We start from the raw sequence: 10129 nt of genomic DNA on the forward strand, positions 1-10129 counted from the left end.
CGGGGTTATTTTTTTTGCTTGTAGGATGAATATTTAGCTTTTAATCGAATATGTTTAAGTAAAAAGTGGACAACCGCTAATGAAGGGAGCAAATGTAAATTGACTATTCCTATTTGGGTATATGCAGTTGTGGTTGGTATTGTTATTAGTGCGTTAATGGCGATCAAAACAGGCAGGGAAGAACGCTTATTGGAAATGGAAAATATCGAAAAAGAAGGAGAAATATATTTAACGCGACTTGAAGCAGAAAAAGAAAGACGTGAGGGAGAAAGAGTCACGGCAGAATAAAAATAAGAAGGGATGCAATGTCCCTTCTTACTTTAATTTATGTTATTAATTGTTATTGTTGTGCTGCAGCAGCAGGATTAAGTGCGTTCTTTAAGTCTTTGTCACTTATTTTTACATCTGCGTCTTTAATTTCTTTCTGCATGATTTCGTTTACTTTTTCATTCGTTAGTTTTGATTGTTTTAATTCTTTTTCCATTTGGCCTTTCATTTCTTCAAATGGTTTTTTCTCTTTTTTGTCAGTTACTTGAATAATATGGTAACCATGTGATGTCTGAACAGGGCCACTGATTTCATCCTTTTTAAGCGCATAAGCAGCTTCTTCAAACTCCGGAACCATAGCTCCTGGACCAAACCAGCCTAGGTCGCCGCCATTTGCTTTAGCAGCCTCATCCGTAGAGTAAGTGTTACTTACATCTTCGAATTTTTCGCCCGCATCAAGCTTTTGCTTCACTTCATTTGCTGTTGCCTCATCCTCAACAAGAATATGACGAGCCTTTATTTCAGGCTTATAGTTATCGTAGTATTCCTTAACTTCTTTATCCGTTACTTTTATTGCCTTCATAGCAGCTTTTTCTTGCAACATACCAAGTTTCATGGTTTCTTTAAAGTCATCTTCATTCTGATAGCCGTATTGTGCAAGTGCAGCATCGAAATTTTCACCTAGCTGCTCCTTTAATTCCGCAACCTTCGCATCCAGTTCTTTATCGGTTACTTCGTATTTGTCGGAAAGGACTTTTTCATATACAAGCTGTTGTAATGCTTGTGCACCCACCTTTTCCTTCATAGCTTCATAAAGTTCTTCCTGTGTAATATCTCCAGCCTTGCTTTCTGCCACAGTAGAACTGCCGCTCTGATTACATGCACTTAAGGCAATAACCCCGCCAGCTAATGTAAGGGCTAACATCCATTTTTTCATGAGGAACCTCTCCTAAACAGTAAATTCTTGTGGGTTTTTGTCCACAAACTATACTATAACATAATTGCTTACCACTGCAAAAAAAATTCTGCGTATTTGTTTCGTAAATTTTGGGCATTTACCTAAAGCTAATACGGAATTGATACATACGATAATATCTAAGAAATAACTAAAAACCTATTCATCTGCCCCTTGACTAAGCTGTTATCCTTATTAGATAAACACCCAGAAAGAAAAAATTGGACTTTTTCCTAAGAAATAAGGTAAGAGCCTAGACGAAATGAATAAAGCTTGAATAGTATATCGTAGTAAGTAATAAAGGAGCCGTATTACGATGAGTGGTGGACACGGATACGGAGCAGGATTTGCATTGATTGTAGTCCTATTCATTCAATTGATTATTGTTGGAGCATCTTGGTTTTAATAAATGTATAACATCTGATGCAGACAACAGCTTTAACCGTTTAAGGAAGGGGAGGATTGTGTGTCTGGAACATTCCACGGTGGGGGATTTGCGTTAATTGTAGTCCTTTTCATCTTGCTAATCATTATTGGAGCATCTTGGCTATAAGCTGAATAAAAAGCGATGAGAATTTTCTCATCGCTCTTATTTTTTGTTCAGACAGAATTACATGATGGTAAACCTATGTATACAAAATTTCTACATAGGATGAAATCAGTAATATGGTGACTAATATATTTATTGTGCGAAATACTTTATGCTGACGTTCCTCTGGAATATCCTTTTGAATACAAAGGGAATTAGTCATTTTGTTAACATAAAACAAAATAAAGATGGCGAAAACAATAAATACGGAGATCATCAACGATTCCCTCCCTGATGTTCGTTTATATGCTTATTACATTATCAAAAATTTACAGAAAAAGATAGTTAAAAAGAATGGTAGAAAAGTAGTAAATGAATTTTTATTAATTTAAAATAAACAATGCTGCAAAACTATTTGAACAAAAAGGTTTATTTCCAGCTTGAAAAGGTAAATAATGAACGTATGATAATTTAGAACAAGAGTCAGGAGGTCAAAGTAAATGGATAAATTAGTTGAACTACAATCTCGAGTGCAACTTCTTGAATATCATCAAAAGTTGCTGTTAAAAATGTTAGCTGCCCCCAACCTTGATTTTTATAGATTGGTAATTGAGAAGGGGATATCAGAACAGGAAGTGCAGGCATTTAATGAGATTTGTGAGGATTTGAACAAAAAAATGGAAAAACAAAAAGCGGAAGGTTTTATCCATTTTCATCCGCTTTTCATCGAGTTTTTAAATTCATTGCCAGCAGAACTTGACGCGAAAGAAGTTGTTCAATCATGTTTAAGGCAGCACCTTTACGAAACTCTTTTTCTAGAGTTTAATAAATGCCTCAATGACTAAGAGAGTTCTTGTTCTGTTTTCTCTGTCTTCTTAAGTTTACCATCATCTTCATTAAATTCTGTTTCAATATTATGAAAAGAACGTTCAAAGATTTCCATGAAATCATCACCATATATATTACGAACAATTGCCATCATTTCAATAATATCGGGAAACTTCCCATACAGATCTCTTAATGGCAATGCACCTGTATACGCAGCATTACCTGTTGGATGATAGGATTCCATTATTCGCAGAAAGATATCTTCACCTTGAGGGGTGAGTTGAATATACGTATTCCGTTTGTCGTTCTCTTTCTTTGAAAATGTTAGCAAACCTCTTTCTTCTAACTTTTTTGAAAAATTAAACGCTGTTGAGACATGCATGACCCCAAACTTTGCCACATCCGAAATTGAAGCCCCATTTAAATGGTATGCGATCCAAAGGATATGATGTTCATTAATATTTAAATCATAAGGCTTAATCCATTGCTGCCAATCCTTCTCAATTGATTTCCACAAAGCTTTACTCAATTGTGCAATCCTTTGGCTAAATAGCATCGCTTCTTTCATTGAATACTGTTTCTCCGACATCCCCAATTTCACCTACTTTTTTATTTCTCTATTAACATTATGCCAATAAAATAAAAATTAATAAAGATATAAATTCACAAAATTTTTAGAAATTATGATTTTTTCTACTTGAAAAAGTATTTCTTTTTTATTTTACTTTTTTTCCCTTAATAATTCCAACTTTTTGAATATTCCATATAGAAAAACATAGGGAAGGACACTATATCATATAAATCGTAGTAGCAGCTTTGGTATTCATAAGGGGGTTGTATATGAAAAGCGTGATAACCATTCTTTTTTTGTTAAGTCTATTGCTCTTTGCCAGCGCTATTTGTAATATTCTATCTTTAAAAAGACCCGGATTTTATCCACCTAAGCAAGTATTAAAAAAACGGGCTTCTTCATTAGCTGGGGGTGGAGCACTTTTTTTAATTCTGTCCATTCTGTTATCAAGCATTTGATTGTTACTACGTTTATAGCAGAAAAGAACCTTTTCGGTTCTTTTTCTGCTTCTTATTTTGAAATGGTGATAGACGTTGACGGCTTCGTTCTTTTAGCAACTGAAAGAGCAACTGGATACAAAATAACCATAACAATTGTATTCAGCGCAATTGCGGGTAAAACACCTGCAGCAAATAGTGCTGTGAAAGGACCTGGCAAGCCTACAATTAAATTTGCTGATCCTAAAAAGATGGAGCCAGAAACTAACGTCCCAATAGCAGTTAGGACAGCAACACTAATAATAGAATTACGGTATTGCTTTAATGCCAAAAATAATCCAAAAAATATTAAGGCTGTTATTGGCTTATCAATGATATTAGGAAGCTGGCCGCCAGGAAATCCCGTTGTAAGGGCAGATAATCCTCCAGTTACAATTGATAAAAGCATAACACTCTTTATTTCTGGAATAAGAATAATTCCTAAAAACATCATAGCCAGCATCATGTCTGGTTTAATGGTTAGAAATGCTGGCATTACGGTATGCAAAACAACACCAATTCCTGCTAAAAGTGATAGGACTACTAGATTCTTTGTATTCATTTCTTATCTCTCCTCTGCTAAACTAGCTATTTGCCTCTCCTGTAGTACGCTAAATGTCTACAGCGAAAAACTTGTTATCATTATAGCACAGGAATATCAAAATAATAAAGAAGTAATTTTCAGATAATTTATTATCCTTTATAAATGCTTGCTAATATTTTCTGCCATTTCTTTTAACGTTTGAGATGTATAATCACTCGTATTGGATTTCCAAACGGCCCCAAATCCGTCCCCTTGTCCATAGCGCGGAATTAAATGCATATGGAAATGATAAACAGTTTGCCCGGCTGCCTCGCCATTGTTATTCACAAGGTTTAAACCAAGCGGATGATATTCCTTCTTTAGTGCATTGGCTATTGCAGGTACAGCTTCGAAAAGGTTTTTAGCGATATCAGGAGTGAGTTCAAAAACATTCTCTTTATGTACTTTAGGGATAACGAGAGTATGTCCTTTTGTTACTTGACTAATATCTAGAAAGGCTAAGACATGTTCATTTTCAAATACTTTTGCTGCTGGGATGTCCCCTGTCACGATTTTACAAAAAATACAATCACTCATTTTAAAAGCCCCTTCCTTTATTTTAATCCGTATTTTACCATATTAAATGACAATAAAAAAGAAAGACAGGATCCGCATGGAATCCTGTCCTCTCGAAGGGGAATTGCTTCAAACTATACGTTCATTCGGGAATTACCTTTGATAAACACCTCATTTGACAATTTAGTGTTTTTTATAAAGAGTAATCATTGTTCAAGCTGACCATCCCCTATGTTGTTTTTAAAGTATTTTTCAACTTATAAAAACGGATGATAATCTGCCGTAAACACCTCATTTATTTTTTTAATAAATAGCTGGTGTTACATGAACTCTAAATGGTTACCAGGCAACTTGTGCAAAACAACCATCCCCTTATTTGAAACGTTTAGAATCTGCGTGTTTGAAAAGTAAAATGTCTTTGACAGACACCTCATTTCAAATTTTTGATGAATCACTTCATCGAGTAGGTGTTTCCCCTTCGAATATTATGATAACCCGTTTGAACAGAAATATACAAAAAAGTAATAAGAATTTGAAATCCTATTTTTATCAAAGGTGATTTGGTAAAATGTAAGGTAATTATGATATGGAGGGACTTACACATGTCTTTATTATCGATTGAAGACCTAACAGGTGGATACACAAGGAATCCTGTACTTAAAGACGTAACATTTGAAGTGAATGAAAAAGAATTGGTGGGATTAATCGGTTTAAACGGTGCAGGGAAAAGTACCACCATTAAACATATTATCGGTTTAATGGAGCCTCATCGGGGCAATGTGAAGATAAAGGGACGTTCCATTCATGAAGATAAAGAAGTTTACCGGAAAATGTTTACCTTTGTTCCCGAGACACCAGTGTTATACGAGGAACTTACCCTTGAAGAGCATTTAACTTTAACGGCTATGGCGTATGGATTAGATAAAACTACATATGAAACAAGAATAGAGAGGTTATTAGCTGAGTTTCGTATGGAAAAAAGAATGAAATGGTTCCCGGCACATTTTTCAAAAGGGATGAAACAAAAGGTAATGATTATGTGTGCTTTTTTGGTACAGCCCTCACTTTACATTGTTGATGAGCCATTTGTTGGATTAGACCCGCTAGGAATTCAATCGCTGCTTGATTTAATGAAAAAAATGAAAGATAACGGTGCAGGAATCTTAATGTCAACTCATATTCTTTCCACAGCAGAAAAATACTGTGATCGCTTCGTTATTCTTCATGAGGGGAAAGTTCGTGCAAAAGGTACGCTTAACGAACTCCGTAAACAATTCGCGATGCCAGCTGCTTCATTAGATGATTTATATATCCAATTAACGAAGGAAGAGAATTATGTTTGATGATAAGAAGCTCTGGAAAGACAGGGCAGTCCATCGTTTAAAAGAATTTGGCGTTTATCTTCGATATATATTAAATGGCCATTTGATGGTCGTCCTGCTATTTTTAATTGGTACAGCTGCATTTTATTACCAAAATTGGATAAAAACATTATCACTAAATTTTCCTGCTGAGATTATTATTGCATTGATATTAGGAATTATTTTAACCCACAGCCCTGTATATACTTTTTTATTAGAAGCAGACCAAGTATTTTTAATTCCACTCGAATCAAGGTTAAAAGGATACTTTTTACGCTCTGGGTTGATTAGTCTAGTCTTTCAAGGATATATTTTATTAATGTTCCTTGCTGTATTGATGCCATTGTACGCACATGTGAGCGTAAACGGATTTCAATCATTTTTTATTTTCTTCCTGGCCTTGTTGATTATGAAAGCCTGGAATATTGCAGTCAATTGGAGGATTCACTACTATGTGCAGCCTTCAGTTTATATTTGGGACATGTTTGTCCGCTATTTCATAAATGTTTTATTTACCTTTTTACTTTTTAGCAATGCAAATATTTTATTTTTATTGATATTTGCATTCATTTTGGCGTTTTATTATTTCTCCTTTAATAGTAAAACGAAGAAAATGGGATTGAAGTGGGATTTGCTTATAGCTCAAGAAGAGAAACGGATGGCTTCCTTTTATCGGTTAGCCAATTTATTTACAGATGTACCGAAATTAAAGGATACAGTGAAAAGAAGAAAATGGCTGGACTTGTTTATTCATTCGATTTCCTTTACGCAAAATAATACGTATCTTTATTTATTTGCTAGGACATTCTTGAGGTCATCAGATTATTTAGGACTGTTTATTCGATTAACGGTCATTGGTGCAATTGCACTGTATTTTATCTCCTTTGGAGCAGGGCAATTAGTTTTCTCTCTTTTGTTTCTTTATTTAACTGGATTCCAGCTTTTACCATTATGGTATCATCACCAAAACAAGCTTTGGATTGACTTATATCCAGTTTCTCAAACATATAAAACTGAGGCTTTCCATACGATTCTTAGGAACATTCTTTTCATTCAAACCTCCGTGTTTGCCTTGGTTCTATTGATAAAAGGGCAATGGATGTTTACGGGAATCATCCTCCTGACAGGACTGCTGTTTAGTTATTTATTTGTTCATTTTTATAGTAAGAAAAGACTAAAAGCATGAATGTATTTTTAAAAAAACTAATATCTTTTTGCTGAGGGGGAGTGAAGCATGAATGAATATGAGTTAAAAGTATATGACGAAGTAGAAGACTGGAAAAGAAAATTAACAAGACGTTCTGGGATGATGAATCGAATATCTAAAAAAGCTCAAGGCAAAATAAATGAAATGATCCCTGAAAAAGTCCATAACATGATGACTGAAAGCATTAAGGGTATGGTCAAAACAACATTATTTGGTTCGCAATTAACGACCAACAAAAATCAAGCTGCTGGATTAACACTAGCAGAACGAGATGAATTAATGCGAAAAAAAACGGCTGTCTTTCAGAAAACTGCACTGGTTGAAGGGGCAGGGACGGGAGCAGGTGGAATTCTGCTTGGCCTTGCTGATTTTCCTTTACTTCTATCGATTAAAATGAAATTTCTCTTTGAAGCGGCTGCTATATATGGATTTAACACGAAAGAATTTGAAGAACGGCTATTTATTCTCCATATCTTCCAGTTGGCATTTTCAAGTGATGAGATTCGTCGAGAAACATTATCTGAAATCGAAAACTGGGAGAAGAGAAAGCAATCCCTTGTTGAAATGGATTGGCGAAAATTTCAACAAGAATACAGAGACTATATTGATCTGGTAAAGATGTTCCAGCTAGTGCCGGGTATCGGTGCCTTCGTTGGCGCTTATGCCAATAACAATCTGCTAAAACATTTGGGCGAGACTGCAATGAATGCCTATCGGTTAAGAATACTTAAAAAGGCCCCTGAACTTTAATAATGTCAGGGGCTTTATTTTTACTCAGATTGGTGAATCCGAATGGCTGCAGTACCAAGTGTTTTGGCAGCAATTAACATTGCCTTTTCATCAATATCAAATTTTGGATGGTGGTGGGGGTAGGATGAGTCTTTACCAGGCGGCTTTGCACCAGTAAAAAAGAAGGTGCCCGGTACTTTCTTTAAGTAATAAGAAAAATCCTCTCCACCCATTTGCGGTTCCGATTCTTCAATATGGATTATCTCGGGAATTTCCCTAGCAGAAGCTTTAAGAAATTCTGTTTCTTTTGCATGGTTAACTACTGCTGGATAACCTCTTTCAAACAAATAGTTATACGTGCTATCAGAAAGATAGCAAGTGCCCTTGATAATTCTATCAATTTCTTCTTCTATGAACTGGCGAACTTCATCGTTGAAGGTACGGACGGTTCCAATAATCTTCGCCTTATCTGCAATCACGTTAAAGGCATTATCAGCTAAAAATGAGCCAACTGTGACGACCGCAGATTCAACAGGGTTTACCTTCCGGCTGACGATTTGCTGTAGATTGATAACAAGCTGGGAAGCCGTGACGATGGCATCCTTTGTCTTATGTGGCTGAGCTCCATGCCCGCCTTTACCTTGAATTTCAATTTCAAAACGATCAGCTGCCGCCATAATGGGACCTGTTCGATATTGGATGGTACCGGTCGGTTCACTTGCCCATAAATGAGTTCCAAAAATGACATCCACACCATCTAGACAACCATCTTCAATCATTGTGACCGCCCCGCCTGGTGCATATTCCTCAGCGTGCTGGTGGATAAAGACGTAATTTCCTTTGAGCTCATCCTTCAACTCATTTAATACCTTGGCTAACACGAGAAGGGTTGCAGTATGACCATCATGTCCACATGCATGCATGACTCCAGGGACTAATGATTTATATGGTACTTCTTTTTCATCCTGAATAGGAAGTGCATCAAAATCTGCCCTGAGGGCAACTGTTTTACCGGGAAGTTTCCCATTAATTCTTGCTACGACCCCGTTACCCCCTACATTACCTTTTACAGCTATTCCAAGGTTTTCGTAGAACTCCTTTACAAACTGGGCTGTGTTATATTCTTGAAAGGACAGTTCTGGGTGCTGATGCATAAACCTGCGGATCGAAACCATTTCTTCATAGTAATCTTCTAATTTTGCAAACAATTGATTTATCATTTTATTAACCCCCTGACCATAAAATAAATCGTATTTTCAAACTATTTTAACACCTTTTTACTATAAAGTAGATTTTTATCTATATTACCATTATAATTTTAAAGTATTTTATTAAAGAAAGGATTACTTAAGGCTTATGAAAAGTAAAAGTACCTACATATTGTTATTTCTAGCAATTATTATATCAATTTATATTTCTATGAAAGTGGCTGCAAACGAAACTTTTTGGGTAGATGAAAGACTCGCGGACTTATTTGCCTATGTACCTGACAGCTTAAACCCATTTTTTCTCCTGTTGACTGAGTTAGGGGATAAAAAGGGGATTGGAATTGTTGCATTGGTTGTATTAGTGTGGTTATTGTTAATAAAACGGCACTTTTTGGGAGCAGCAGCTATTGCACTTTCAACTGCGCTAGGAAATGAAGTGAACAAGCTTTTAAAGGAGTGGATTGCACGTCCAAGACCTGAGCTCGAACACTTAGCACATGTGGATAGTTTAAGCTTTCCTAGTGGACATGCCATGGTGGGATTAACGTTTTATTTCTTTATTGCGTACCTGGTGATTGAAGGGCTGAATTCTGCGTCTGCTAAAAGAATGGTTGTGACCATCACTGTATTGTTACTATTGCTGATTGGTGCAAGTCGTGTCATTCTTCAAGTACATTACCCGACCGATGTCATTGGCGGATTTGCCTTTGGTTATGTTTGGTTGATGTTGTCCATTTATATTTACACTTACTTTAAGAAGAGATTAAATAGAAAATAAAAAAGAGGCTGCATGCCTCTTTTTAAATTGGCTTTGTTAAAGATTGATGTTGATTATTTTCCAAAAATACTTTATGAAGGACAAAACTCGTTGAAGAATCTTCTGATTTGTCCTTCATCCT

At 35.8% G+C, this 10129-nt stretch carries 15 protein-coding genes; 9 read left to right on the forward strand and 6 right to left on the reverse strand.

What is annotated here, in order from left to right; translation table 11 throughout:
- Positions 1-99 precede the first annotated feature (99 nt).
- Positions 100-288, forward strand: coding sequence for a sporulation YhaL family protein (locus V7108_RS23485; RefSeq protein WP_335512110.1), 189 nt, complete (start codon positions 100-102; stop codon positions 286-288).
- A 52-nt stretch (positions 289-340) separates the two neighbouring features.
- On the opposite strand, the gene V7108_RS23490 is transcribed toward V7108_RS23485, so the two are convergent.
- A complete protein-coding gene (locus tag V7108_RS23490) occupies positions 341-1204 on the reverse strand; it encodes a peptidylprolyl isomerase (protein ID WP_335512111.1) in 864 nt (287 codons plus the stop codon).
- A 334-nt stretch (positions 1205-1538) separates the two neighbouring features.
- Between V7108_RS23490 and V7108_RS23495 the strand changes: the two genes are divergently transcribed.
- Together V7108_RS23495 and V7108_RS23500 are read left to right on the forward strand one after the other, a co-directional pair.
- Positions 1539-1628 carry a YjcZ family sporulation protein gene (locus tag V7108_RS23495; RefSeq protein ID WP_335512113.1) on the forward strand — a complete coding sequence of 30 codons (90 nt, stop codon included), beginning with the start codon at positions 1539-1541 and terminating at the stop codon, positions 1626-1628.
- 60 nt (positions 1629-1688) lie between these two features.
- Positions 1689-1775: a YjcZ family sporulation protein gene (locus V7108_RS23500; protein WP_335512118.1), complete on the forward strand. Its 87-nt coding sequence runs from the start codon at positions 1689-1691 to the stop codon at positions 1773-1775.
- A 73-nt stretch (positions 1776-1848) separates the two neighbouring features.
- Here V7108_RS23500 and V7108_RS23505 read toward each other — a convergent pair whose 3' ends face one another.
- Entirely contained in the window at positions 1849-2028 is a 180-nt protein-coding gene (locus V7108_RS23505; protein WP_335569615.1) for a hypothetical protein, read from the reverse strand.
- A gap of 223 nt (positions 2029-2251) precedes the next feature.
- On the opposite strand from V7108_RS23505, the gene V7108_RS23510 reads away from it, so the two are divergent.
- On the forward strand, positions 2252-2596 hold the full coding sequence (locus V7108_RS23510) for a DUF1878 family protein (RefSeq protein WP_335520173.1): 345 nt from the start codon (positions 2252-2254) through the stop codon (positions 2594-2596).
- On the opposite strand, the gene V7108_RS23515 is transcribed toward V7108_RS23510, so the two are convergent.
- The gene (locus V7108_RS23515) at positions 2593-3168 is read right to left on the reverse strand and encodes an HTH-type transcriptional regulator Hpr (protein ID WP_335520170.1); all 576 of its coding nucleotides are present in this window, start codon (positions 3166-3168) and stop codon (positions 2593-2595) included. The genes V7108_RS23510 and V7108_RS23515 overlap by 4 nt on opposite strands.
- 251 nt (positions 3169-3419) lie before the next feature.
- Between V7108_RS23515 and V7108_RS23520 the strand changes: the two genes are divergently transcribed.
- Positions 3420-3608, forward strand: a complete 189-nt coding sequence (locus V7108_RS23520; RefSeq protein ID WP_335569616.1) for a hypothetical protein — start codon at positions 3420-3422, stop codon at positions 3606-3608.
- A 52-nt stretch (positions 3609-3660) separates the two neighbouring features.
- On the opposite strand, the gene V7108_RS23525 is transcribed toward V7108_RS23520, so the two are convergent.
- Positions 3661-4188 (reverse strand): tryptophan transporter, encoded by a 528-nt coding sequence (locus V7108_RS23525; RefSeq protein WP_335520167.1) that lies wholly within the window; start codon positions 4186-4188, stop codon positions 3661-3663.
- A 138-nt stretch (positions 4189-4326) separates the two neighbouring features.
- Complete coding sequence (locus tag V7108_RS23530) at positions 4327-4746, reverse strand: HIT family protein (protein ID WP_335520165.1); 420 nt, start codon at positions 4744-4746, stop codon at positions 4327-4329.
- A gap of 581 nt (positions 4747-5327) precedes the next feature.
- Here V7108_RS23530 and V7108_RS23535 point away from each other — a divergent pair.
- Genes V7108_RS23535 through V7108_RS23545 form a run of 3 tightly spaced genes read left to right on the forward strand, consistent with a single transcriptional unit; the run spans position 5328 to position 8043 of the window.
- A complete protein-coding gene (locus V7108_RS23535; RefSeq protein WP_335517705.1) occupies positions 5328-6068 on the forward strand; it encodes an ABC transporter ATP-binding protein in 741 nt (246 codons plus the stop codon).
- Positions 6061-7272, forward strand: coding sequence for an ABC transporter permease (locus V7108_RS23540; RefSeq protein WP_335569617.1), 1212 nt, complete (start codon positions 6061-6063; stop codon positions 7270-7272). Before V7108_RS23535 ends, V7108_RS23540 begins: the two co-directional genes overlap by 8 nt.
- Positions 7273-7320: 48 nt before the next feature.
- Positions 7321-8043, forward strand: coding sequence for an EcsC family protein (locus V7108_RS23545; RefSeq protein WP_335517699.1), 723 nt, complete (start codon positions 7321-7323; stop codon positions 8041-8043).
- A gap of 20 nt (positions 8044-8063) precedes the next feature.
- Here V7108_RS23545 and V7108_RS23550 read toward each other — a convergent pair whose 3' ends face one another.
- Complete coding sequence (locus tag V7108_RS23550) at positions 8064-9242, reverse strand: M20 family metallopeptidase (protein ID WP_335569618.1); 1179 nt, start codon at positions 9240-9242, stop codon at positions 8064-8066.
- 136 nt (positions 9243-9378) lie between these two features.
- On the opposite strand from V7108_RS23550, the gene V7108_RS23555 reads away from it, so the two are divergent.
- On the forward strand, positions 9379-10008 hold the full coding sequence (locus V7108_RS23555) for a phosphatase PAP2 family protein (protein WP_335517694.1): 630 nt from the start codon (positions 9379-9381) through the stop codon (positions 10006-10008).
- Positions 10009-10129 lie beyond the last annotated feature (121 nt).

The organism is Neobacillus vireti, assembly GCF_036962345.1.
GTDB lineage: Bacteria > Bacillota > Bacilli > Bacillales > Cytobacillaceae > Neobacillus > Neobacillus vireti_A.

Bases quoted from the DNA above. Each gene is read 5' to 3' on its own strand.
- V7108_RS23520 (WP_335569616.1), top strand. From the start codon at position 3,420: ATGAAAAGCGTGATAACCATTCTTTTTTTGTTAAGTCTATTGCTCTTT.
- V7108_RS23505 (WP_335569615.1), bottom strand. From the start codon at position 2,028: ATGATCTCCGTATTTATTGTTTTCGCCATCTTTATTTTGTTTTATGTT.
- V7108_RS23525 (WP_335520167.1), bottom strand. From the start codon at position 4,188: ATGAATACAAAGAATCTAGTAGTCCTATCACTTTTAGCAGGAATTGGT.
- V7108_RS23495 (WP_335512113.1), top strand. From the start codon at position 1,539: ATGAGTGGTGGACACGGATACGGAGCAGGATTTGCATTGATTGTAGTC.
- V7108_RS23535 (WP_335517705.1), top strand. From the start codon at position 5,328: ATGTCTTTATTATCGATTGAAGACCTAACAGGTGGATACACAAGGAAT.
- V7108_RS23515 (WP_335520170.1), bottom strand. From the start codon at position 3,168: ATGTCGGAGAAACAGTATTCAATGAAAGAAGCGATGCTATTTAGCCAA.
- V7108_RS23545 (WP_335517699.1), top strand. From the start codon at position 7,321: ATGAATGAATATGAGTTAAAAGTATATGACGAAGTAGAAGACTGGAAA.
- V7108_RS23530 (WP_335520165.1), bottom strand. From the start codon at position 4,746: ATGAGTGATTGTATTTTTTGTAAAATCGTGACAGGGGACATCCCAGCA.
- V7108_RS23490 (WP_335512111.1), bottom strand. From the start codon at position 1,204: ATGAAAAAATGGATGTTAGCCCTTACATTAGCTGGCGGGGTTATTGCC.
- V7108_RS23510 (WP_335520173.1), top strand. From the start codon at position 2,252: ATGGATAAATTAGTTGAACTACAATCTCGAGTGCAACTTCTTGAATAT.
- V7108_RS23555 (WP_335517694.1), top strand. From the start codon at position 9,379: ATGAAAAGTAAAAGTACCTACATATTGTTATTTCTAGCAATTATTATA.
- V7108_RS23540 (WP_335569617.1), top strand. From the start codon at position 6,061: ATGTTTGATGATAAGAAGCTCTGGAAAGACAGGGCAGTCCATCGTTTA.
- V7108_RS23550 (WP_335569618.1), bottom strand. From the start codon at position 9,242: ATGATAAATCAATTGTTTGCAAAATTAGAAGATTACTATGAAGAAATG.